This is a genomic window from Halorubrum sp. AD140, assembly GCF_034497445.1.
Classification (GTDB): domain Archaea; phylum Halobacteriota; class Halobacteria; order Halobacteriales; family Haloferacaceae; genus Halorubrum.
Window position 1 is genome coordinate 1 of the sequence record NZ_JAXRUU010000006.1, and the last position, 22,727, is coordinate 22,727.

General features: G+C 65.7%; 19 protein-coding genes and 1 pseudogene. 7 read left to right on the forward strand and 13 right to left on the reverse strand.

Features of this window, described 5'->3' with window-relative positions; genetic code table 11:
• The 3 genes from sufB to U4E84_RS02640 all read right to left on the reverse strand — a co-directional run.
• Positions 1-1,127, reverse strand: a 1,127-nt coding sequence (gene sufB / locus U4E84_RS02630) for a Fe-S cluster assembly protein SufB (RefSeq protein WP_322530548.1), incomplete at its 3' end; no start/stop codon positions are given.
• A 52-nt stretch (positions 1,128-1,179) separates the two neighbouring features.
• On the reverse strand, positions 1,180-2,094 hold the full coding sequence (locus U4E84_RS02635; RefSeq protein ID WP_322530549.1) for an ABC transporter ATP-binding protein: 915 nt from the start codon (positions 2,092-2,094) through the stop codon (positions 1,180-1,182).
• A gap of 132 nt (positions 2,095-2,226) precedes the next feature.
• Positions 2,227-5,028, reverse strand: a complete 2,802-nt coding sequence (locus tag U4E84_RS02640) for a DNA-directed DNA polymerase (RefSeq protein WP_322530550.1) — start codon at positions 5,026-5,028, stop codon at positions 2,227-2,229.
• Positions 5,029-5,131: 103 nt separating this feature from the next.
• Here U4E84_RS02640 and U4E84_RS02645 point away from each other — a divergent pair, with 103 nt between their 5' ends.
• The 3 genes from U4E84_RS02645 (at position 5,132) to U4E84_RS02655 (ending at position 6,304) form a co-directional block, all read left to right on the forward strand.
• Positions 5,132-5,305, forward strand: coding sequence for a hypothetical protein (locus U4E84_RS02645; protein ID WP_322530551.1), 174 nt, complete (start codon positions 5,132-5,134; stop codon positions 5,303-5,305).
• A gap of 67 nt (positions 5,306-5,372) precedes the next feature.
• Entirely contained in the window at positions 5,373-5,807 is a 435-nt protein-coding gene (locus U4E84_RS02650; protein ID WP_322530552.1) for a hypothetical protein, read from the forward strand.
• 26 nt (positions 5,808-5,833) lie between these two features.
• Positions 5,834-6,304, forward strand: coding sequence for a hypothetical protein (locus U4E84_RS02655; RefSeq protein WP_322530553.1), 471 nt, complete (start codon positions 5,834-5,836; stop codon positions 6,302-6,304).
• A gap of 15 nt (positions 6,305-6,319) precedes the next feature.
• On the opposite strand, the gene rad50 is transcribed toward U4E84_RS02655, so the two are convergent.
• From rad50 to U4E84_RS02675, 4 genes and pseudogenes are all read right to left on the reverse strand, one after another.
• Positions 6,320-8,956: a DNA double-strand break repair ATPase Rad50 gene (gene rad50 / locus U4E84_RS02660; RefSeq protein ID WP_322530554.1), complete on the reverse strand. Its 2,637-nt coding sequence runs from the start codon at positions 8,954-8,956 to the stop codon at positions 6,320-6,322.
• Positions 8,953-10,290, reverse strand: coding sequence for a DNA double-strand break repair protein Mre11 (mre11, locus tag U4E84_RS02665; protein ID WP_322530555.1), 1,338 nt, complete (start codon positions 10,288-10,290; stop codon positions 8,953-8,955). The genes rad50 and mre11 overlap by 4 nt, the downstream gene beginning before the upstream one ends.
• Positions 10,287-10,639 (reverse strand): annotated as a pseudogene (locus U4E84_RS02670) (hypothetical protein). Before U4E84_RS02670 ends, mre11 begins: the two are co-directional and overlap by 4 nt.
• Before the next feature lie 73 nt (positions 10,640-10,712).
• Positions 10,713-10,976, reverse strand: a complete 264-nt coding sequence (locus U4E84_RS02675; RefSeq protein ID WP_322530556.1) for a helix-turn-helix domain-containing protein — start codon at positions 10,974-10,976, stop codon at positions 10,713-10,715.
• Between the two features lie 140 nt (positions 10,977-11,116).
• Here U4E84_RS02675 and U4E84_RS02680 point away from each other — a divergent pair, with 140 nt between their 5' ends.
• The gene (locus U4E84_RS02680; RefSeq protein WP_322530557.1) at positions 11,117-12,334 is read left to right on the forward strand and encodes a proteasome-activating nucleotidase; all 1,218 of its coding nucleotides are present in this window, start codon (positions 11,117-11,119) and stop codon (positions 12,332-12,334) included.
• A gap of 44 nt (positions 12,335-12,378) precedes the next feature.
• Here U4E84_RS02680 and U4E84_RS02685 read toward each other — a convergent pair whose 3' ends face one another.
• The 5 genes from U4E84_RS02685 to U4E84_RS02705 form a co-directional block, all read right to left on the reverse strand.
• Positions 12,379-12,510, reverse strand: coding sequence for a hypothetical protein (locus U4E84_RS02685; RefSeq protein WP_322530558.1), 132 nt, complete (start codon positions 12,508-12,510; stop codon positions 12,379-12,381).
• A 73-nt stretch (positions 12,511-12,583) separates the two neighbouring features.
• The gene (locus U4E84_RS02690) at positions 12,584-13,759 is read right to left on the reverse strand and encodes a DHHA1 domain-containing protein (RefSeq protein ID WP_322530559.1); all 1,176 of its coding nucleotides are present in this window, start codon (positions 13,757-13,759) and stop codon (positions 12,584-12,586) included.
• 78 nt (positions 13,760-13,837) lie between these two features.
• Positions 13,838-14,785 (reverse strand): NAD-dependent epimerase/dehydratase family protein, encoded by a 948-nt coding sequence (locus U4E84_RS02695; RefSeq protein ID WP_322530560.1) that lies wholly within the window; start codon positions 14,783-14,785, stop codon positions 13,838-13,840.
• Entirely contained in the window at positions 14,782-15,255 is a 474-nt protein-coding gene (locus U4E84_RS02700) for a DUF5791 family protein (protein WP_322530561.1), read from the reverse strand. Before U4E84_RS02700 ends, U4E84_RS02695 begins: the two co-directional genes overlap by 4 nt.
• A gap of 42 nt (positions 15,256-15,297) precedes the next feature.
• On the reverse strand, positions 15,298-17,778 hold the full coding sequence (locus U4E84_RS02705; protein ID WP_322530562.1) for a hypothetical protein: 2,481 nt from the start codon (positions 17,776-17,778) through the stop codon (positions 15,298-15,300).
• Positions 17,779-17,812: 34 nt separating this feature from the next.
• Between U4E84_RS02705 and U4E84_RS02710 the strand changes: the two genes are divergently transcribed.
• Positions 17,813-18,358: a hypothetical protein gene (locus U4E84_RS02710; RefSeq protein WP_322530563.1), complete on the forward strand. Its 546-nt coding sequence runs from the start codon at positions 17,813-17,815 to the stop codon at positions 18,356-18,358.
• 2 nt (positions 18,359-18,360) lie between these two features.
• Positions 18,361-19,338 (forward strand): site-specific integrase, encoded by a 978-nt coding sequence (locus tag U4E84_RS02715; RefSeq protein WP_322530564.1) that lies wholly within the window; start codon positions 18,361-18,363, stop codon positions 19,336-19,338.
• An 838-nt stretch (positions 19,339-20,176) separates the two neighbouring features.
• Here U4E84_RS02715 and U4E84_RS02720 read toward each other — a convergent pair.
• Positions 20,177-20,452 carry a hypothetical protein gene (locus U4E84_RS02720; RefSeq protein WP_322530566.1) on the reverse strand — a complete coding sequence of 92 codons (276 nt, stop codon included), beginning with the start codon at positions 20,450-20,452 and terminating at the stop codon, positions 20,177-20,179.
• 874 nt (positions 20,453-21,326) lie between these two features.
• Here U4E84_RS02720 and U4E84_RS02725 point away from each other — a divergent pair.
• Positions 21,327-22,226, forward strand: a complete 900-nt coding sequence (locus tag U4E84_RS02725; protein WP_322530567.1) for a hypothetical protein — start codon at positions 21,327-21,329, stop codon at positions 22,224-22,226.
• Positions 22,227-22,727 lie beyond the last annotated feature (501 nt).

The window sequence follows — 22,727 nt, forward strand, 5'->3', positions numbered from 1 at the left end:
CCGTCCGCGATGTGGACGAGCCCGCGGTAGTTCGTGCGGCCGCCGTCCTTCGCGATCGACTTCGACTCGACCGTCGACTTCGTGTTCGGCGCGTTGTGGTACACCTTCGCGCCGGTGTCGATGTCCTGGCCCTCGCCCGCGAACGCGATGGTGATGTGGTTGTCGGAGGCGCCGCGGCCCTTCAGGATCGTCGAGGGGTACAGCATCGTCGCCTTCGATCCCATCGACCCGGAGATCCACTCCATGCGCCCGCCCTTCTCGGCGATGGCGCGCTTCGTGTTCAGGTTGTACGTGTTCTTCGACCAGTTCTGCACCGTGGAGTACTGGACGTGCGCGTCCTCGCCGACGAACACCTCGACGCCGCCGGAGTGGAGGTTGAACGCCGAGTACTTCGGCGCGGAACAACCCTCGATGTAGTGGACCTCCGAACCCTCCTCGGCGATGATGAGCGTGTGCTCGAACTGGCCCATCCCCTCGGAGTTCATCCGGAAGTACGCCTGCACCGGCATGTCGACGGTGGTGTTCTCCGGCACGTAGACGAACGAGCCGCCGGACCAGATGGCGCCGTGGAGCGCCGCGAACTTGTTGTCGCTCGGGGGGACGCACTTCGTCATGAAGTGCTCGCGGACGAGCTCCTCGTGCTCCTGGACGGCCTCGTCCATGTTGCAGAAGATGACGCCCTTCTCCTCCCAGCGCTCCTGCATGTTCTGGTAGACGACCTCCGACTCGTACTGCGCGCCGACGCCGGAGAGCGCGTTCTTCTCGGCCTCCGGGATGCCCAGCTTGTCGAAGGTGTCTTTGATCTCGTCCGGGAGTTCGGTCCAGTCGTCCACGCCGGCGCGGACGTCGACGTCCGGCCGGATGTACGGGATGATCTCGTCGACGTCGACCTCGCTCAGGTCCGGCTGTCCGGGCCAGTCGGTCGGCATCGGCATCTCCTGGAACTGCTTGAGGGCGCGCAGGCGCCGCTCCAGCATCCACTCCGGCTCGTCTTTGTCCTCCGAGATGACGCGGACCGTCTCCTCGGTGAGTCCCTTCTCGGTCTGGAAGGCGGACTTCTCCTCCTTCTTGAACTCGAAGCGGGCCTCGGTGTCTGTCTCCTTCAGTTCGTCTTGGTGTGAGCTCATGGTATTATGTTGCGTGCTCCCGCGCTTATTCCTGTTGCGTGACCATTTGTGGTTACGCCGCCTCGAAGGCGTCCTCGCGGACCCAGTCGTACCCCTTGTCCTCGAGCTTCTCGGCGAGCTCCGCGCCGCCGCTCTTGACGACCTCGCCGTCTAACATCACGTGCACGTGGTCGGGCTCGACGTAGTCGAGGATCCGCTGGTAGTGGGTGATCTGGAGGACGCCCGTCCCCTGCTCGTCGCGGAGCGCGTTGATCCCCTTCGAGACGTCCTGGAGCCGGTCGATGTCGAGCCCGGAGTCGATCTCGTCGAGCACGGCGATCGCGGGCTCCAGCATCGCGGCCTGGAGGACCTCGTTCTGCTTCTTCTCGCCGCCGGAGAAGCCGGCGTTGAGGTACCGCTGCATGAACTTCTCGTCCATGTCGAGCAGCGCCATCTTCTCCGAGAGGATCTGCTGGAACTCGGCGACCCCGATCTCGCCGTCGTCGGCGGGGCCCTCCATCGGGGAGGTGTCGTACCCCCCGTCGTCCTCGTCGGCCTCCTCGGCGTCCTCGTCTTCGAACAGCTCCGCGCGCTCGTCCGCCTTCGCGTTGAGCGCCTGCCGGAGGAAGTTCGTCATGGTGACACCCTCGATCTCCGCCGGGTACTGGAAGCCGAGGAAGATGCCGAGCGCGGCGCGCTCGTTCGGCTCCAGCTCCAGCAGCTCCCAGTGGTAGTCCTCGTCGTCGAGGTCGGCGTCGACGTCGGCGACGTCCGCCTCGTCGAGGTGGAGCAGGACCTCGCCCCCGGTGACCTCGTAGGCCGGGTGACCGGCGATGACCTTCGCGAGCGTCGACTTCCCGGAGCCGTTCGGCCCCATCAGGGCGTGGATCTCGCCGGACTCGACCGTCAGGTCGACCCCGCGAAGAATGCGTTCGCCGTCCTCTTCCGCCACTCGTGCGTGAAGATCGTTGATTTCGAGAGTAGCCATATGTATTCTCGTGCCTCGTACCTCGTGAGTGGTGGTTGAGGCGGTTAATGGTTACGCATCTCCCCGTCAAAACTCTCGATATCGACAAGATTTTTTTCAACGAACGAAAACTCCTTTCTCAGTTGAGACCTCCTACATGAACGAGCCGAGTCCGGTCTGTTCTTGTCCCGTCTTGACCTCCTCCCAGGACATTCCAAGCGCCTCGATCACGCGCTCGATGGGCCCCTTCAGCGTCTTGTCCAGCATCTTCTCCCAGTCGACCTCGAACTCCTCGGGGACCTGGTCGGCGTACTCGAAACAGATCACGTCCGGGTCGCGCTTGAACTCCCCGTACAGGTGATCGCGCTGCGGGTCGAGCCCCTCCTCCTCTTCCATCCGCTCCCAGAAGTCGGGGTGGACCTTCTCGACGTAGAGCCGCTTCGGCTTCGACCCGCTGCCGAAGTTGGTGCCGAGCATGAGGTTGGCGTACTTCGCGCCGCGGACCTGCGCGGTGGGGGTGGCGTAGGCGTCCAGCTTCTTGCCGATCCCGCCGGGGATCCCGATCTCGTCTAAATCGACGTCGCCCTCGAGCACGCGCGCGATGACGTCGACGAGGTACGCCTTCACCTCCTCTAAGTCCTTGTCGATGTCGTCGCCCGTGACAATCGTCTCGATGACGTTCTGCTGGACCTCCTTCGTGATCCCGGCGATGTCGGAGCGCTTGTACTCGAAGCCGGTGATGTCGATGTCGTCGACGTCTTTCCCCTCCTTCCAGACGATGTGCCCGGCGTACCGCTTCTTCTTGCCGGCTTGGAAGAACCGTCGGTAGAGCTTCTCGAACTCGATCTGGAAGCGGTGTGAGTCGGCGTTGAGCTCCTCGCGCGCGAAGTCGTCGTAGCGCCCGTTGATGTGGTCCTCTATCTCGAAGGAGGTCTCGATTGCCTCTTCTTTTGACATATCGGACAGCGACAGCATGACCGAGTCTGTGTCACCATACGCAACCTGATAATTAAGCTCCTCTGCGGCCTCCTCGGTAAAGTCGATGACCTCCCGACCGGTCGCTGTGACGGCTGCTGCGCCTTCTTTGTCGTACAGCCGGAACCGATCCCACCCCGTCACGCCGTACAACGAGTTCATAATAACCTTGACAGAAGCCTGCTGCCGGTCGTACTGCTCGTACGGTTCGGTCCCGGGATCGTGGTCGTTCCGGAGCGCCTTCTTCTCCTCGCGCTCGGAGAGCAGCTCGTCGACCATCTCGCGCATGATCCCGTCCGGCTCCTTCCGGAAGTGGGTCCCGTTGGGGGCGACGTACGTCTCGCCGTCGTACTCGTCGGGATCGACCTTCGTCTCCGGGCCCGCGTTGATCGTCACCATGCACATCGGGTAGAGGCTCTTCAGGTCCTGGACCGTCACCATCTCTTTCACCCCCGTGATCGGGTCGAAGACGGCGCCCCCCTCGAACTCCTCCGACTCCTGTTGGCCCTTCGTGGGGAGCGCGAACTTCCCGAACGCCTTGTGGAGGACGTACATGTCGACGGTGTCGCCGGGGGTCGGCGCGTCCTCGATCTTGCAGCCGACGAAGGTGCGCACCTCGTCCCAGAAGGCGATCACGTCCTGTTTCCGGTCGATCTCCACGCACAGCTCCACGTCGCGGATGCTGTACTCCAACAGGCGCTCGGGGTCCCGCTCCCAGAGGTCGCCGATGTCGCCCGTGTAGCGCTCCTTGCCGACGCCGAGTTCGCGCTCACCGACCGCGTCGAGGCGGTACGATTCCAGCTCCGTGAACATCGTCCGCTTGTAGGCGTACAGCAGGTCGAAGACGACCCGGCCCTTGATGTCGGGGCCGCCCCAGCCGGAGCGCCACACCTCCCCGATCCGGGAGAGGCGATCGATCGAGAGGTCGTACTGGCTCCCGTCGTCCAGCACCTCCATCCGGTCGAGGACGTACGGCGCGTCGAAGTCCTCGAAGTTCCACCCCGTCAGCAGGTCGGGGTCGGTCTCCTCGAGGTACTCGACGAACGCGTCGAGCATCGCGGCCTCCTCCTCGAAGGTGCGGACCTCGAAGTCGAGCCCCGCGCCGTCGCCGACGATCCCCCGGTAGTCCGGGAGGTCCTCGGGCGGCGGGATCTCGGCCTCGGGGGCGTCGTACAGCCAGACGACGTACTCGTCGTCGTAGGAGTCGTGGCTCGTGAGACAGATGATCGGCTCCTCGCCGTCCTCGGGGAAGCCGCGCCGGTCGTCGACCTCGATGTCGAACGTGTTCACGCGGAGGTCGGCGTCGACCTCGGCCGGCTCCAGCTGCCCCTCGTGGACCTGTATCGTCCCGGAGCCGTCGTCGAGCCGGCGCTCCTCGACCCGCATCCCGCCGTTGAGCCCGTTGTCGATCAGGAAGCGGTTCGGGAAGAGGATGTCCGCCTCGAACGTCGTCGCGAAGTCGTCGCGGATGTTCCCGACGTCCCGGGGCGTGCGCGTGACGATCCTGGTGAGCGGCTCGCCGCGGATGCTCTCGTACGCTTCGCCGTCCGGGTTCTCCTCGCGCGTGCCGATCACGACGTCGTACTCCTCGACGGGGTCGCGGTCGAGGTCGGCGGTGGGCACGTAGAAGTACGGCTCGACGCCCAGCACGCGGACGTGCTCGTGGACATCGTGTTCGGCGTCTCCGTCCACGTGTTCCGCGGGCCGCCGGCCGAACACGTGGACGACGGGGTACTCGTCGCCCCCGTACCCCTCCACGGCGTAGTCGATCTGGGTGATCATCAGTTCGACGGTCCCGGTCGACTCCGGGAACTTCGCGTCGTCGACGTCGACGACGTCGCTGACGTGGCCCCGCCCGCCGCCGGCGACGACGGCCGCCTCCCGCGCGGCGAGGTCCTCCCGTCCGGCCTCCGTGCCGTCGCCCGACTCGTCGCCCGCGTCTCCGGTCGACGAGAAGTCCGACAGCCCCGACTGAGTCATACGCGTCCTTCGGCGGCACCCGGCTAAAAAACTCGGCTTTTCGGGTCCGGCGAGGAGTCCCGGCACGGAAAGGCCTTTAATGTGTGATGACTTACCACGGTCCATGTCTTTGGACCCACGTTCGGAACCCACGGTGGCTCGCCCGGCCGGTCGCGACGCGGTCGACGCCGAGGTGGAGGTGTACGAGGACGACGGGAACGTGGTGCTGTTCGACGCCGCGAACCCCCTCGCGTGGGTCGAAGCGAGCCGAACCGTTCGGCTGGCCGACGCGACCTGAGGCGTCGAGCCGGCCCCCGCCGTCACCGGACGGAACCCCTTTGCCCCGTCACCGCGTACGGCCGGACGTGTTCGGGCTAGACGAGGACGACGAGGGAGAGGTCTCCTTCGGCGAGAGCTCCGACGCCGAGCGGGAGATGACGCCGGACGTCCCGAAGGCCCCCTCGGTGAAGACGTTCGACGACGGGGGGGACTTCGAGGGCGCGAGCGACGTCGACTCCGATACGCTCCGCGCGTTCGTCGCCGCCGTGATCTACGCCAACGCCGCGGTGCTCCTCGTCGCGCTCGGCCCGATGGTGTGGTACTTCGAGGGGTGGTCGCGCGTCGGGCCGCTCCTCCTCGTCGCCGGACTCCTCGCCGGCGTCCGGACCTACCAGACGTACCGGGCGTGGGATCGGTCGCGGGACGAGAGAGCCGACGGCGAGACGGCCGGGGACGGCGACGCCGCCAGCGACACCGCCGGCGACGACGGCCGCGATCCGGACACGCCCCCGGAAGCGTAATGCCGCGTCGGCCGCTCCGTTCTCCCATGCAGACGGTCCGCGACGCCGACGGCGACACGTACCTCCTCGTGAAGCGCTCCGCGGAGTCGAGCCGAGTTCGCGACCCGACCACGGGCGCGGAGCGCTACGTCGCCAACGACCGGCTTCGCGTCGTCGACGGGGAGTCGCCCCTCGCGACCGCGGCGTCCGGGGTGCCGGCGTCCGTCCGACGGACGATGCGCGCGGTCCACGACGACCGGTCGCTCGGCCTGCTCGCGGTGGTCGTCGACGAGGGGCCGCTGTCCGTCCTCGAACTGCTCGAGACGGCCGACATGTGCGAGTCCGACCTCCACGGAACGGTCACCGAGCTCCGCGCGGCCGGTCTGATCGACGAGGTCGACGTCGGCGGGCGACGAGGGTACGCGGCGACCGCCCCCGCGAGCGAGGCGATCGGGCTCCTGCGGGGCGGATCGGACGCGAGCGGCGCCGCGGAGCGCGACCGCTCCGAGGACGAGTGAGGGACGAGCACACGATCAGTCGTCCGCGAGCGACGCGACGTCGAGCTCGGCGGCGTCCTCGCGGCGCACCGTCGAGCGGTTCGAGCGCGGCTCCTTCTCGACGGTGACCAAGTCATCGGCCGCGCCCACCAGCTCGTCGTCGTGGCTGACGATGAGGATCTGCGTCACGCCGAAGCCGCGCATCTCCTCGACGAGCCGGACGAGCCGGGAGACGTGCCCGGCGTCGAGGAAGACGGTCGGCTCGTCGAGGATGAGCGGCGGCGTCGGCGCCGCGCCCTCGATCCCCTCGGAGAGCAGCCGGTAGATCGCGCACCGCAGCGAGAGGTTGAACAGGGCGCGCTCGCCGCCGGAGAGCTGGCCTGGGTCGAGCGCCTCGCCGTCCTTCTGGTAGACGGTGAGCGCGTACTCGCCGTCGAGCTCGATGTGCGAGTAGGCGTCGTTGCCGTACACCAGGTCGAACGTCTCGTTGAGCGTGCACTCTAACTCGGCGACGTTGCGCTGGCGCAGCTCCGCGCGGAGGTCGCCGTACATCGCCTCCAGCTCGCTCGTCTCCTCGTGGAGGCCGTCGAGCGCCTCGACGGTCGCGGCCAGCTCCTCGCGCTCCGACCGGAGGTTCTCCAGCTCTCGTATCTCGCCGTTCACGCCGCCGATCGCGTTCTCGAGCTCCGTCCGCCGCTCCGCGAGCCGGTCGAGCTCCCCGTCGACGCGCTCCAGGTACTCCTCGGCCTTCTCCTTCCGCTTCCTCGCGTCCGCGACCGCCGCCTCGTCGACCGCGGCCGCGAGCTCGTCTCGCCGCTCGCGCTTGTCGGCGAGCCGGTCGCGCCGCTCGTCGTTCAGCTCCGCGAGGGTCTCCCGCTTCTCGCGGCGACGCTCGATATCGCCTTCCGCGTCCGCGATCGCCGCCGTCCGCTCCTCGACCGCGTCCACCGCCTCGCGCGCCTCGTCGACCTCGGCGAGCGCCTCCTCGAGCTCCGTCACCCGCTCCGCGGCCGACTCGGCCTCCTCGCGCTTCTCCGCGGCGACCTCCCGCGTCTCCGCGGCCGCCTCGCGCTTCTCCGCGGCCGCCTCGCGCCGCTCCGCCGCGGCCTCCCGCTTCGTTTCGGCCTCCTCGCGCCTCTCCGCCACCCGCTCTTCGAGCATTCCCGTCGTGTCGTCGATCTCGTCGAGTCTGTCCGCGGCCGTCGCGAGGCCGTCTACCTCCTCGATCTGCTCGTCGAGGGCCGATTCGCGCTCGCGTGCCGCCTCGAGCTCGGACTCGAGCTCGTCGACGCGCTCGCGGTCGCCCTCGATCCCGGTCGCGTGCGGCGAGTCCTCGACGGGCTGGCCGCACTCGGGGCACTTCCCGGCCGCGAGCAGCTCCTCGGCCTCCTCGACGCGCTCGCGGGCGTTCTTCAGCTCCGCTGACAGCTCCGCGATCCGCTCGCGGACGTCGCCGCGTCGCTCGCGGAGCGCCTCGCGCTCCTCGGCGACCCCGTCGCGGTCGACGTCGGCGGTCGCGAAGCGCTCGCGGAGGCTCTCGGCCTCCGCGCGGAGCTCCTCGATCGAGGACTCGCGCTCGGCGGCCTCCTCGCCGGCCGCCTCGGCCTCGTCGACGAGGGCGTCCGCCTCCGATTCCAGCTCCGCGGCGCGCTCGGCGAGGTCGTCGGCCTTTCCGGCGAGGTTCGTCGCCTGATTGCGGAACGCCTCGGCGCTCACCCGCTCGTCGCCGAGCTCCTCGCGGACTTCCGACTCCCGGTCGTCGAGCTCGTCGCGGCGGGCCTCGATCGCGGCATCGATCTCGTCGATCCGCTCGCGGGCCTCCTGGATCGCGTCCCGGTGCTCGTCGCGCTCGCGCTCGGCCTCGCGGATGGTCTCCTCGATCTCGCCGATCTCCGCGGTGACCGACTCCAGTTCCTCTCGCTTCTCCGCGTGGGTCGAGAGCGTCTCCGCGGCGGCCTCGCGCGTCTCCTTCGCCCGCTCGCGCTGGTCCTCGAATCGGTCGATCTCGTCGGTGACCTCGGAGAGGTCGCTCTCGAGCCCGTTGAGCCGCTCGTGGAGGTCGCGCTCCTCCTTCGCCGCGATCTGATCGTCGAGCTGGTCGAGCCGCCCGCGGCGGTTCTCCAGCACGTCCTCGACGCCGAGCCGGGCGTCGCCGGCGCGCTCGCGGTACTCCTCCAGCTTCCCGAGCTGGAGGAGGTCGTCGATCGTGTCCTGCCGCTCGCGCGGGGAGGCGTCGATCAGCTCGTTCACCTCTCCCTGCCGCACGTACGCGCAGCCGACGAACGCCTCGGCGTCCATTCGGAGCAGCTCGGTGACGAACTCCCGGACCGCGCGCGCGCCGTCCCGAGTCACGCCGCTCCCGTCGGTCGATTCGAGCGTGCACTGGTGGTCGATCCGGTCGTCGTACACCCGGAGCCGGCGCTCGATGCGGTACGGCGTCCCGTCGTGGGTGAACCACAGCTCGACCTCCGTCTCCTCCTCGCCCTTCGTGACGACGTCGTCGAGCGTGCCGTCGAGCGCCTTCGAGCCGTACAGCGCGAAGAAGCAGGCCTCCAGCAGCGACGACTTGCCGCTCCCGTTGAGCCCGTGGATGACCGTGACGCCCTCCCGCAGCCGGAGGTCGGCGTCGCCGTACGGCTTGAAGTTCAAGAGACGGATCCGGTCGAAGTTCACAGGTAGTCCTCCATCGACACCTGGCCGTCCGTCGCGGGCGACTCGGTGTTCGGTTCGTCGGTCGCTGCGTCGGCGTCGGTCGCTTCGTCGCCGGTCGCTTCGTCGCCGATCGCTTCGTCGCCGATCGCTTCGTCGGCGTCGGTCGCTTCGTCCGCCGCCTCCTCGCCCCCGACGGGCTCGGACTCTCCCTCGTCGTCACCGGTCTCCGCGCGCCGTCCGAACCCGTCGAGGTCGTCGATCCGCTCCTCGATCCGGCCCTTCACCGTCTGCCTGACGTTGCTGTCGGGGACCGCGTCGGCCCGGACCGCCTCGTCGACGTCGAGGGCGGCCTCGGACAGGCTCATCTCCTCGATCCGCTCGCGGACGGCGTCCTCGGGGTCGGCGAAGCTCACCTCTACCTCGGCGTCGGTCTCGACCTCGCGGCGGTCGGTCACGCGGGCGATGAGCGCTCCGCGGTCGGTCGCGAACTCCTCGATCGCGGCGGGGGTGACCGGGTCGCCGTCGCCGGTCACGTCGACGAGCACGACGGCGTCGTCGAGGTCGTGCTGGCGGACGCGCTCGCGCACTCGCGCCGCGCCCTCGCCCTCGCGGAGGTCGACCTCCACGAAGACGAACGGGCGCGTGTCGAGGGCGCGCCGCCGGATGTCCACGCGATCGTCGCCGGCGTCGTCGCCGTCGAAGGTCACGAGGTTGTAGCCGCGCCCCTCGCGCTCGCTCGCGCTCGCGCGCTCGGTCGATCCCGGATACGTGACCCACGTGTCGGCGACCTCGGCGACGTCGGGCGTGTGGTTGTCGCCGAGGAGCATCGCGTCGAACGCGACGTCGCTCTCCGCGAGCACCTCCGCCGTGTCCCAGTCGGCGTAGCCGAACGGCTCGAAGAGGCCGTGCGCGACGAGGGCGGCGTGGTCGGCGTCGTGGTCGGCGAACGCGTAGTCGAGGTCGTCGCGGCGGGAGACGGGAACGTGGTCGAGCCCGTAGAAGGCGGTGTCGCCCACGATCGTCGGCTCGTCGCCGAGGCGGGTCGCGAGGCCCAGGCGCTCGAACAGGTCGAGCCACTGGCCGCCCCGCGTCGCCTCGTGGTTCCCGACGACCGCGAGGAAGGGGATCCCGGCGTCGTCGAGCCGGCGGAGCACGGCGATGGTACCCATCAGGTCGTCGAGTTCGGGCCGCCGATCGTGAAAGAGGTCGCCCGCGTGGACCACCGCGTCGACGTCGCCGTCGATCGCGTCGTCGATCACGGCCTCGAAGGCGTCGAGGAAGTCCTGGCGTCGGACCGGCGAGTGGTACTGCGCGTACCCGATGTGGGTGTCGCCGGTGTGGATCACCCGTGTCATCTGCCCGGGTGTTGGCCGGTGTCGGGTTTAGGGGTTCCGGGGGCGGAGCGGAAGTGGTCGCCGGCCGGCTCTTTCAATCCCCGGCGGCCGCCGCCTCGCGGAACTCTCTGTACGTCGCGAGCGCCTCGCGTCCGCGCTCGGCCGTCGCCTCGTCGCCGGCGCGTTCGGCGGCCGCGACGGCCTCCGACAGCCGGTCGAGTCCGACGGCGTCGACGAACGCGCCGGCGCGCCGCAGGTCGGTTCGCGCGGCATCGGCCTCGTCGATCACGGCGACGTACGGCCGGGTCGCGGTGTCGGTGCGCGTCGCCAGCGCGGCGAGCGCTCGCTTGACGGCGGTGGTCGAGACCACGCGGTCCCTGCGTCGCCATCGGAGATAAGCGTCGGGGCGGCCCGTCCCGGCTGCCGTCCAGCGGGTCGCCGGCTCACACCGCGAGCGTGTACAGGCGCTTCCGGGCGTCGGTGAAGGAGAACCGCGAGTCGACCACGTCCTCCTCCTCCAGCCGCGAGAGCGCGTACCTCACGGTGCGGGGCGGAAGCAGCGTCTCCTCGGCGAGCTCGCTCTGCGTCAGCGTGTCGTTGTAGTCGAGGACCTTCGCCACGAGCTTCGCGCTCGGGGGCAGATCGCGGACGGCGCTCCAGCGGTCCGTGACGTCCTCGTCGGCGGCGACGGCTTCGGTGGTGCTCATGCGTGTCTCCCCATATCTCATGCCGTTAGATAATATTTACTATCCTGTTTAATTACTATTGGGCATTCTCATGGCGAATCGTCTCCTCCGATTCTCTCCCACCCGAAACCTCTTACGCGCGAGACGCCTTACTGCGCACAATGACTGACACCGTCGACGACGTCGAGATGCCCTACGACGAGGGCTCGGCGTCGAGACAGGAAAAGATCGAGTCCCTCCAGGAGGAGCTCGACGTGCTGGAGTCGCAGAACGAGGAGATGCGCGACAAGCTCCTCGACGCCAACGCGGAGAACAACAAGTACCAGCAGAAGCTCGAACGGCTCACTCACGAGAACAAGAAGCTGAAGCAGTCTCCGCTGTTCGTGGCGACCGTTCAGGAGATCACGCCCGACGGCGCCGTGATCAAACAGCACGGCAACAACCAGGAGGCGCTCACGGAGATCACGGCCGAGATGCGCGAGACGCTCGACCCCGACGACCGGGTCGCGGTCAACAACTCCCTGTCCGTCGTGAAGAAGCTGGAGAAGGAGACCGACGTGCGCGCCCGGGTGATGCAGGTCGAGCACTCCCCGGACGTCACCTACGCCGACATCGGCGGGCTCGAAGACCAGATGCAGGAGGTCCGCGAGACCGTCGAGATGCCCCTGGATCACCCCGACATGTTCGAGGACGTCGGGATCACGCCCCCGAGCGGCGTGCTGCTCTACGGCCCGCCCGGTACGGGCAAGACGATGCTGGCGAAGGCCGTCGCCAACGAGACGGACGCGACGTTCATCAAGATGGCTGGCTCCGAGCTCGTCCACAAGTTCATCGGTGAGGGCGCGAAGCTGGTCCGCGACCTGTTCGAGGTCGCCCGCGAGAACCAGCCCGCCGTCCTCTTCATCGACGAGATCGACGCCATCGCCTCGAAGCGGACCGACTCGAAGACCTCGGGCGACGCCGAGGTCCAGCGGACGATGATGCAGCTGCTCTCCGAGATGGACGGCTTCGACGAGCGCGGCGAGGTCCGCATCATCGCCGCGACGAACCGCTTCGACATGCTGGACCCCGCCATCCTCCGCCCGGGCCGGTTCGACCGCCTCATCGAGGTTCCCAAGCCGAACACCGAGGGCCGCGAGATCATCTTCCAGATCCACACCCGGAAGATGAACCTCGCGAGCGACATCGACTTCGACGAGCTCGCGGAGATGACGCCGGAGGCGTCCGGCGCCGACATCAAGGCCATCTGCACGGAGGCCGGGATGTTCGCGATCCGCGACGACCGCACCGAGGTCACCCTCGACGACTTCCTCGAAGCCCACGAGAAGCTCCAGCAGGACGAGGAGAGCGGCGCCGACGACTCGCTCGCGTTCGCCTAGGTACCGAAGCCGCTCGCCGCTCCGGTTTCCGCTTTTCGCGTCCGCTACAGCGCCCTCACGACGAGGTACGGAACCAGGAACAGCAGGACGAACAGCAGCCCGGTCGCGAGCGCGTAGCCGACGCCGACGCCCGCGAGCGCGCGCCACCCGTCGTCGGTAGGGAGTTCGAGGCTCATATCCACCCCTCCGCGGCGCGGTACGTAACTCTGGCGTCCGGGGCGGCCGCGCTCAGTCTCGGCCGGCGTCCCGTCACACGTCGCCGGCCATCGCCCGGAACAGCGCGTCGGCGAGTTCGTCCCGGTCGACGGGCTCCGGCTCCGCTTCCCCGGTCGGGTCCACGGTCGGGGAGATGGTCCCGCCGCCCATCCGCGAGTGGCCGCCGCCGCTCCCGTTGTGGAGGTCCGAGAGCACCGAATCGATCGCGTTCCCCATGTGAACTCGGTCGTCCCGCGAGCGCCCGGAGAGGTGGACCGTCCCGTCGCGCTCGCCGATCACCACCACGGCGCTCACCCCCTCGAGCTGGATCAGTTCGTCGGCCGCCTGCGGAATCGCGTCCACGTTGTTCACGCCGCCGACGTCCGCGACCGCGAACGACCCCTCGATCCGACGTCCGGCGATGGCCCGCGCTTTCACCTCCAGCACCTCCGCGTCGACGGCCGGATTGGCGATCCGGTCCAACCGGTCCTGGTCGACGCCGGGGTACACGTACGCGGCGGCCGCGAAGTCCGGCTCGCTCGCGCCGACCGTGAGGTGTTTCGTGTCCGAGAGGATGCCGTACAGCAGTCCGGTCGCGGTGTCGGTCGGGAGGGTGAGGTCGCTGTCTGTCTCGCTCGCGTGCTTGTCCGGCGGCACCGGCGCCGCGTTGTTCTGCTTGAAGTACTCCGCGACGACGGATGCGGTCGCCCCGTAGTCGGTGCGCACGTCGGTGAACGCCTCCCCCGAACCGTCGCCGGGGTGGTGGTCGACGACCGCCATGGGAAGCACGCCGTCGGCGCCGGCGAAGCCCCGCGGCTCGTTGTGATCGACCAACACGATGGACTCCGCAGCGAGGTCGCTCACGTGCTCGATCGGGTCCAGCTCCAGGTCGAGCACCGTGCGAAACGCGCGGTTCTCCTGGTGGCGGATCTGTCCGGGGTACTGGACGGTCGCGTCGACGCCGACCTGCGACGCGAGCGACGCGACGCCGAGAGCGGCCGACATCGCGTCCGGGTCGGGGTTCGGGTGCATCAACACCGCGATCTCGTCCTGCTCGGCCAACAGCCGGCGAAACCTGACGCCGGGAGTCCAGCGGGCACGAAACAGCAGGTATCCTGCGGCGATCGCGACGATCGCGACGACGGCCGCGAGCACCGTCAGATCCGGGTTCTCCCGGACAAGTGTCTCCGCCTGTGAGAGCCGCTCGTCGGCCGCGATCTGGCTCCACATGTGTCTCTTGGACTCCCTCCCGATACATGAAGGTTCGTTACTGTTCCGCGCGCCCGACGACGGGGTTCGGGGTCGAGCTCACTCCCCGGCCGCCCGGAACGCCCGCACCGCGTCGCGGTACCCCTCGCGGTAGGTCGGATAGGCGAACTCGTAGCCGAGCGCGCGCAGCCGGTCGTTCGAGCAGCGCTTGCTCGTGCGGATCCGCCGCTCGGCGGCTGCGGAGAGGTCGCCCGCCGCGATCCGCTCGGCCTTCGAGCGCTTCGCCGGCCGCGGGACGCCGCACTCGTCGGCGAGCCAGTCGGCGAACGCGTGCTTGTCGACCGGCTCGTCGTCGACCACCACGACGGGCTCGCCGCGCGCGCGGTCCGTCTCGAGGAGGTACCGAACCGCTCCCGCGGCGTCGTCCCGGTGAACCATGTTGAGGTATCCCGCAGTGACCGGCCCCTCGAGGTACCGCTCCAGCCGATACCGGCCGGGTCCGTACAGCCCCGCGAACCGGGCGACCGTCCCGTCTATCTCGGCCTCGGCCGTCGTCTCCAACGCGACGCGCTCCGCCTCGGCGAGCACTCGCGTCTTTTCCGTCGTCGGATCGATCGGCGTCTCCTCGTCGACCCACGCGCCGTCGTGGTCGCCGTACACGCCGGTCGAGGAGGTGTACACGAGCCTGTCCGGGGGCGACGGCCGCGACGCGTATTCCCCGATCACGTTGCCGAGGCCGTCGACGTACACCTCGCGAGCCGCGTCGGCGTCGCGCCCGCCGGAGCTGGCCGCGAAGACGACGGCGTCCGCGTCGGGCAGCGCGACGAGCGAGTCGGGCTCGGTCGCGTCCGCGCGAACGGCGTCGACGCTTCCTGTCCCCGCGTCGTCTGTGTCGCCATCTGCGTCGTCGACGCGTCGCTCGATCGACTCGACCGTGTCGAGACCCGCGTCCGATCGCCGCACCCCGGTCACCGCGTGGCCGCGCTCGGCGAGCTGTCCCGCGAGCGCTACGCCCACGTATCCGCAGCCGACGACGACGACTCTCATGGCTTTCGCCGCTCGATGACCGCCATGATCTCCGCGAGCTGCCCGAGCGTCATCGCGGCGCGCCCCTCGAGGGCCTGCTGGACCTCCTGTCCGGTGAGGTCGGCCTCGATCCCCGCCGCGACGGTGTCGACGTCGAGCACCGCGGTCGCCATTCCCATCAGCAGGTGGTCGCGCAGCTCCGCGACGATCGCGTCGGCGTCGCGGTCGGCCGTCACGGCGACGATCGCCGCGCCCTCCTCGACGGTCAGGCCCTCGACGTCGCCGGCGGCGGCCGACTCGATCGCCGCCTCGCCGGCATCGGTCTCGTCGCCGACCCGCTCGCGCCCCGCCTCGGCCACCGCCTCGCTCACCAGCGTCTCGAACGACGCGAGCAGCGCCGCCGCAGTCACCGCGTCAGCGTCGGCGTCGGGGGTCTCACCGTCCCCGGCGACGCCGGACGCCGTCTGGTTTTCGACGACCTCGTGAAACATGGTCGCTCTCGGTCGTCGCGTCTCAAAACGGCTGCGGTCGGATCACGGGGACGCACATCGCTCGCCACCTTCGCGCGCCTCCCCCATCGCGCCGGGACACGGCCATCCGCCGGAGGCCTCGTCGCGGGTCCCGTCGACGTCGCCCACGCCGGGCGGCCCGGCCGGCACCGCGACCGCGACGACCGTCTCCGTCTCGAACCGAATCGGTTCCGTCTCGCCGAGCCGAACGGTGTCTCCACCGACGTCGATGGTCACGTCGCCCTCCCGTCGAACGTATTCGAACGGTTCGTCCGGCGTTCCGACGTCGGCGCGCAGCGTGAACCGCGGGTACTCTCCACGGACCTGCACGCGCCACGCGTTCACCGTCGTCACCCAGTACCCCGGCACCGGCGCGACCGGCAGTCCCGCGCCCACGCTCCGGGCCGGCTCCATCGACCACTCCTCGCCGAGCTCCTCGGTCGCCCGCTCGCTCAGCTCTCCCGTCGCCGCCTCCCCGGCGCGAGCGGTCTCGTCCTCGATCGTCCGTTCCATCCGATCCCTGAGCAGGCTCCGCGCGTCGCTCGTCGGGTCCTCGACGCGGAGGTGTGCGGCCAGCGACGCCTCGGCCGCCGTCGACAGCGACGCCTCCGCCGCCGCCTCGGCCGCGACGCGTTCGGCGTACTTGCCGTCGCCGACCGCGACCGCGCGCTCTCCCGGTGACTCGTAGGCCGTCGCGGCCTCGTCGAGCGCCCCGCGCCGCTCGGCGGACGTCAGCGAGGTTCGGTCCGCGAGCTCGCCGGACAGCTCGCTGTCGACGGCGCGCAACGACCCGTCCACTTGCCTCGAGAGCGCATCTCGGTCCGCCCGAAGGTCGGGGTCTTCCTCCTCGTTCAGCGCCTCCTCGGCCAGCAGGAGCGCCCGGCCGGCGGTGCTCACGCGCACCGAGCTTCCAGACCCGAGGATCCGGTCGACGATCCCGCTCGAAACGTCGCTGTAGGGGACCGTCACGTAGTTCACGTTGCGGACGGCGAGCGGCCGGGTCGTGGTCCCGTTCACGCCGGCCGCTTGCGTCCCGTCGACGGCCGTCCGCGGGAGGTAGCCGGGGGATCCGCGCGGCGAGAACGTCACCGCGCCGCCCGGGCCGTCGACCGCGTAGGTGCCCGGGTCGCGAGCGGCCTCGCGGCTGTCGATCACCTCGCCGACGCCGGGGCCCTCGAACGCGCCGTTCACCCGATCGAGGAAGTCGTCTGTCGCCGTCTCGCGATCGTCCGCCGCCGCCTCCAGCTCCGCGATCACGGCGTCGACGTACGCGGCGCGGGCGGCGACGCGAGCCCGATCCGCCGCGCCGTCGTACGTCGTCGGCGCGTCGACGAGGGACGAACGACGGTCCCGCACCGCGTCGGCGAGGTCCGCGTACGGCTCGGCGTCGCCCGTCGCCGCGTCCTCCATCGACGCGTCGGTCTCGATCTCGCGGACCTCCGCGGCGAGCGCGGCGACGTCGGCCGCCACGCGGTCGCGCTCGGCGTCGGTCCGTGACCCGTGGACGACCGTCGAGTCGCGCCGGTCGCCCGTCCGTACCGCGTCGCGGGCGAGCCGGTCCACGCCGGCCGCCGTGTCGACGCCGAGCGACTCCCGGGCCGCCGGGGGAGCGTCCCGGAGGTCCCGGCCGTCGCCCACGTCCCCTGCACCGAACGTCGCGGCGGGTCGGTCCGGCGCGTCGTCGCGGGGCGCGTGGCGCCCGGTCACCGAGACTCGAACCCGGTACCGATCCGTCGCCTCGTCGCTCGTGGTCGCGCGACGGACGGTCCTGTCGACGACGCTCCCGTTCGGTCCCCGCTCGACGACCTCCTGTTCCCACGTCGCGGTCACGGCGCGTTCGACGGACACCTCGCGGGTCGCGTCCCCGAACGACACACGCGCTCCGGGATCGACGGTTCCCGAGGGAACGCCGCGCGGCACGCCGCTTCCCGACACGCGCGGCGATCCCGTCGACGTGTCGACGTCGACGCGCTCCCAGTCTCCTGCCGACCCGGCGTCCGGTACCGGCGGATCGAGTCGTCCGCCGTCCGCGATCTGCGTCGTCTCCGTCTCCGCGTTCGCTTCCACGCGATACGCCCCCTCGACGACCTCGTCGAGGTCGTCGTGGACGCGGGTCGCCCCCGCGTCGGCGGCGTGTCCGATCCGGACCGGCGTCTCCTCGTTCGTCCGGTCTCGTTCCGGCTCGAACGCGGCGTCCTCGCTCGGCGTCTCACCCGCGTCGCCTCCCCCTTCCGAGCCGTTCGCGGTTCCCGTCGGCGTCGACGCCCCGAGCACCGCGTCGCTCCACGCGGCCTCCTTGACTCCGGTCGGTTCGAGCAGGTCGGCCGCGCCGGTCTGCGCCGACGCCCGCGCGACGCCGCCCCGCGCGTCCGGGTCGCTCGTCCCGAAGACGGCCCGCTGGGTCCGGACCAGCCCCGCGTTCGTCGACAGCTCCACGTGTCGATTCGCGAGGACGTTCTCGACCGGCGCGCCGGCGTACTGGGCGTACTCAGTAAAATTATACACAAGACCTTAACAGGTACTCCCCGTAGAGTTGAGTATGGGTCAGAGTGACGAAACTCCGAGGTACGATAAGCGAATACATGCACTCGTTTCTGAGCGGCAACACAAGGAGTGGAAGGCACTCACAGAGGGCGATACTGCACCCTATGAGTCCATGTCTCAACTCGTTCGGGTAGCCGTTCAGCGAGAAGTAGCAGACGAAAATCCGGCGAAAGAAAGCGGTGGGATCCCTGCCGAGTTGCAGGATACGGTCTTGCAAATGGCCGATACTCTCGAAGGGATCGATAGCCGCCTGTCATCCGTAGAGAAGCGTATGAGCAAATTGGAAGTCGAATCTGGCGAAGGGGCTTACGACCTACAGGGAGACGTGTTGCAGTCTCTTCCAACTGATGAGGGCAAGGACTTAGACGACGGCGAACAGTGGGCGGCTAAGGTCGGGGACATTGCCGCAGAGGTTGGCGTCGAGGAAGAAACCGCCGACAGTGTTCTCGAAGAACTTGCCGACGAGATGGGATCGGTCCAGCGATACTTTGGTGAACCCTACGGAGATGGGCGTAGCACGTACTTTTACCGGAGGGCTTAACGATGGAAATAGATGGAGTTCTGCTTGAACTTGAGCGGTCAAGAGGCAGGCGCTACGCCAAGCACGCCGAGGATTTCCGCGCATGGCTCACAGAACATGATACCTACGATGTAGACGTATTCGAGGCATCTGAGGGACATATCAGAGCCTACCTCCGGCAACTCCGAGACAACGGAGCATACTTACAAGATGGAGATCGCGGCTATGCGCCGACAACGATACATCTCGCTCTCGTCGCTCTCTCCAAGTTTTACCAAACGGCGAGCGATTTTGGCGGAGGAGTTGAGAACCCTACTGAGGATGTGACCGTCACCGATCTTGATGGGATACGGAAGGTACAATCTCGCAAGTCGAAGGCGATCCGCGGAAAACACGTCATCTTGGACGACGAGGAAATTCGTGACCTCTGTGAGAACGTGCCCGCTCCGGCGCTACGTAATGAACTCATTATAAAACTCATGCTACAAACTGCCTGCCGGCGTGGAGAAATTCGACATATTCGTCTGCAAGACATAGATCGAGACACCCGAAAAATTCGCATCTACGGCGAGAAGACCGATGACTATCGAACTGTTCGGTACCAGAATAGTCTCAAGCCGCTAATGTCACAGTGGATTGACGTTGACCGAGGCGCCTACGCTGTCGCCGAGAAGTCGGACTATCTCTTTCCGTCTCGACAGACTGAACAGATCTCCTCCGATCGGCTCAACTACATCGTTACTCAAGCGGCCAAGAACGCGGACATTCAGGAAGTAATCGATCACAACGCCGCGGGACAACCAATGCACCGAATTACGTGCCATGCGCTCCGCTCAACGGCTCTCACTCGACTGCTGAACGAAGGGATGAGTACCCGTCACCTTCAGCAATATGCCGGTCACTCGCAGGTATCACAGACCGAGGAGTACCTGAACCCAACCGATGAGGAAGTGCTTGATGCTGTAGACCAAAGTCAAGCCGCGTTCGACTTTGAGGAATAGAAGATTATTCGATATTGGCCGATTGATTTCTGAGCCAGTCCAGTAGTAGTCCCCCGAGAACTGTCCCGAGTGCTAATTTAAAGATACTGGCCGCCTCTATCAATAGTTTCAGTATATAAAGGGCAATGTACTCCCTTATAAACGGCATGACAAGGAGTAACAAGAAAAACACAAAATAGTCGGAAAGAGCGACTCTAAAGCCCAAATTCAGGAGCGTAGCCAACCACTTCCGCCCCGCGAGCGGAATATTTATATAGGGAGTTGTTGCCCTATCTGAACGGCTGCCGTCTTTCAGCGACGCCCCCGCCGAGCCTTGTCACTCTCGGCAGGGGAGAAAACATAGTCTCCGGAACGCACCGGATAGTTCATCACCCCATCGTATCGCCTCTATCGTTAAAAATATTAGGGCGTTGTTCGCCCATCACCATTGAAGTCAATAATGGGGGAAGAAATCCCATATTGACTGACAGACATTGAAGAAGACTCGCAGTCAAGCAGTTTTGAACTATCGCCTTACGCCCTACCCGTATCCCGTCTGGTGATCCTTGGAGGAAACCAAACAACCACGGCGATAGTTATCGGAAAAGCCCGTTCGACTCAACTACCGTAACCCGCCCTCTGTCGTCGATCTCGATCTCGTCCACAGAATCAAGTGACTCCGGCAGGTTTCGTCGAGATAGGACGCAGTTTTCAAGCATCCACTGAGCCTGCGGAGAGTGGCGATATGGCGCGCTCTCAAGACGGCGTTGCTCCTCCTCCGGTAAGTCGTTGATGTGGCCCCCAAGTCGGCGCATTAGTGACCGGGGCACCTCTACTTCTAAAGTCGTTGTGTTACCCATTAGCGCGCCCCCGTAATCTTGTCGCGCAACTCCGCCTGCTTCGCCTCCACGTCGCTCTGAAACGCCTCAGTGGAGTCCTCAGCCAACTCTTCGGAGTCCCAAGAGGCAATCCCCATACTCTTGCGGAGTTCGTCACGCCGCTCCTCAGCCGACTCAGCAAGGTTCAGTGCCTCACGCAAGGCGTCACTCACGACTTGGCTTACGCGATCTTCGTCCATTTTCTCAAGTTCTCTGCTCACGTCATCGGGGAGATTCAACGTCCATTCTTCGGTCATTCATTACCTCCGTCGAGTAGTTCTGCAATTACGTAGCCATAGGGCACTTCGGGGCCATACTTCTTGTTTCGATACTCGGTCAACTGTTGATGCTCCGCATCCGAAACGCGGATTTTCTTTTTTCTCATCATTTATATAATATATCGCTCGGAGGTACTTAAGTAAGACAAAGGTGAAACTGGGTGTTTTTCATATGGAGATATCTAAAGTAATCGCCGGTATACCTGCACCCAGAATTGAGTGAGATATTTTTCACAGGAAACGCGGGAAGTCTGCACTATATATAAGACTATAGTGTGAGTCGCCCTGTACCCACCTCCACCGCTTCCCGATTAGCCTCTGTAGAAAAAAAAACTGTTTGGCCGCTTCAAGTCTTCTATCAACTTCTTCCAGCACTTTAGCCAATTCTGATCCCCAATATTCAGTAAGTCGAAGAAATGAGTTATTAAAATATATACAATAATTAACAGCAAGATTTAAATAGTTAGAGAACAAATACACATATAAGGCTGTTGAAAATCTGGCTGTTGTATCCACTATTTGTATGTGGAAAATTTGAGTAAGAAGGGACCGAACCTGCTTGGAACAGGACTTCAGTACATACTATAGTACGTTCTCAGAGTACTTAATTTTTTCGGTCACTTATATACTCCAAGCGGCAGGGAACCGCAGTCTGTGACTTCAATTGAGTACGACAGAACACAATTCGGCCAAGGATGAACCGCTCGACGAACAATTACGGTATTTCCGCGCGAAGGCACGACAGCAGTACCGTGAATATGGGTCACCAGATTCAGTTAGAGCACCAACACCCGAGACTCACACCGCCAAGTTCTCGCTCTGGCTCTCCACCAAGCGACGATCTCGCAGAAAGGTGGGCGACGACGGCGAAGTCAACCAATTTCCAGTAGAGCACGCATACTCCCACAAGGCGGAGGTGGAGAAGTACGCTCGCACCAAGGATGTAGGCCGCCACTTTGTCCAAGAGTACGACGAGTTCACTACTGTTCTAATCACGTATGCCACGCCCTCCGGCAATGCTGGCGATCACTACCCGGAGAGAATCACTCGACGGCGTCGGCGTGCGTTGAAGCGAGCCGGCGTATGGGAGGAGTATGCCGGCGTCTCTTTGCTCGCTCCGTCGAAGCCGTCAGCACCAACCCCCGACACCTACACCCACGCACATGACGCTCTCTGGATGCCCGGTCACATCTCCTCGAATACCTTCGATTCGCTCCGTGAAGTGGACGGCTTCGACGTTCACGTTAGCGTAGAGCACCAGATCTCGGAGGAGGTGGAGACACCGGCTGCCGTGAACCGGCGAGATCTTGACGCAGATCGTGGGGCGACGACGGCACTTCCCCATGAAGTAGGCGCGAATCTCCCCGTTCTTACAGCGATCAAAGCCCTCCGTGAAGGACGTGAAAAGCGGGACAGACTTGATGCGAGTAACTGTCCGCCGTACGTCGAATTGTGGTGTGCTCAGATGAGTTGTGGAAGTGATGGAACTCCGACGACGAACGGAATGGCCCGGTGGCGTCAACTTGGGAGATTCTCCGAGATTGGCGACTCGGTGAAGGAGAGTCGCGGGTATGAAGAGATGGGGTGTGGTGCTCTAACTGAAACAGAGCACGCGTTCGTAGAGCAGTACGTCGAAGAAGTGGGCGATTTGTCTGCGGATCGGATTTGCGATCTACTTGAAGAGAATATCGACGAGTTCGACGACCGGCCGGACCCGCAGACGGTAGTATCGGTGATCCGGGAACGATTGTAGATCCAGTATAGTGCTGTTCCATTTTCCGGCTTCATTGGGTTAAAATACTGTTTATTGGTGTGTGATGGTTCATTCAAGTAATACTGAATCCGCTGATTCCGCTGATATACCAACTCTATAGAACAAACCATATTTAGAATATTGGCATCTGTAGGCTCCTAAGCCCCTAATTTTGGCGTGCCTAAAAAATACTATAATTATATTGACCTGCGTAATATTTATATACTTCAATCCCCTCAACCCGACTAGAAAAAGAGAGCAACTATCGATGATGCGGAACTGGAAAAGTCGGATTGGTTCGAACCTGTGGCAGCAGGTCCGAACGGTCCCTCTTCGGAGCAAGCACTTCGCTGGTGACGACAGTGAGATGCTATTCCTGTCGGTTTATAAATCTTACTGCGGAGAGGCGAAGAAACTCTTCGTCACCTAACAGACATTGAGTTTACAGAACCTCATCAGCGACCTGCGGAATCGACACCACAATCACCCCAGCCTTGAGGA

What these genes read in the sequence shown, in the direction of transcription:
- U4E84_RS02635 (WP_322530549.1), bottom strand. Translation starts at nt 2,094, where the DNA reads ATGGCTACTCTCGAAATCAACGATCTTCACGCACGAGTGGCGGAAGAG.
- U4E84_RS02640 (WP_322530550.1), bottom strand. Translation starts at nt 5,028, where the DNA reads ATGACTCAGTCGGGGCTGTCGGACTTCTCGTCGACCGGAGACGCGGGC.
- U4E84_RS02645 (WP_322530551.1), top strand. Translation starts at nt 5,132, where the DNA reads ATGTCTTTGGACCCACGTTCGGAACCCACGGTGGCTCGCCCGGCCGGT.
- U4E84_RS02655 (WP_322530553.1), top strand. Translation starts at nt 5,834, where the DNA reads ATGCAGACGGTCCGCGACGCCGACGGCGACACGTACCTCCTCGTGAAG.
- mre11 (WP_322530555.1), bottom strand. Translation starts at nt 10,290, where the DNA reads ATGACACGGGTGATCCACACCGGCGACACCCACATCGGGTACGCGCAG.
- U4E84_RS02675 (WP_322530556.1), bottom strand. Translation starts at nt 10,976, where the DNA reads ATGAGCACCACCGAAGCCGTCGCCGCCGACGAGGACGTCACGGACCGC.
- U4E84_RS02680 (WP_322530557.1), top strand. Translation starts at nt 11,117, where the DNA reads ATGACTGACACCGTCGACGACGTCGAGATGCCCTACGACGAGGGCTCG.
- U4E84_RS02685 (WP_322530558.1), bottom strand. Translation starts at nt 12,510, where the DNA reads ATGAGCCTCGAACTCCCTACCGACGACGGGTGGCGCGCGCTCGCGGGC.
- U4E84_RS02690 (WP_322530559.1), bottom strand. Translation starts at nt 13,759, where the DNA reads ATGTGGAGCCAGATCGCGGCCGACGAGCGGCTCTCACAGGCGGAGACA.
- U4E84_RS02695 (WP_322530560.1), bottom strand. Translation starts at nt 14,785, where the DNA reads ATGAGAGTCGTCGTCGTCGGCTGCGGATACGTGGGCGTAGCGCTCGCG.
- U4E84_RS02700 (WP_322530561.1), bottom strand. Translation starts at nt 15,255, where the DNA reads ATGTTTCACGAGGTCGTCGAAAACCAGACGGCGTCCGGCGTCGCCGGG.
- U4E84_RS02710 (WP_322530563.1), top strand. Translation starts at nt 17,813, where the DNA reads ATGGGTCAGAGTGACGAAACTCCGAGGTACGATAAGCGAATACATGCA.
- U4E84_RS02715 (WP_322530564.1), top strand. Translation starts at nt 18,361, where the DNA reads ATGGAAATAGATGGAGTTCTGCTTGAACTTGAGCGGTCAAGAGGCAGG.
- U4E84_RS02720 (WP_322530566.1), bottom strand. Translation starts at nt 20,452, where the DNA reads ATGACCGAAGAATGGACGTTGAATCTCCCCGATGACGTGAGCAGAGAA.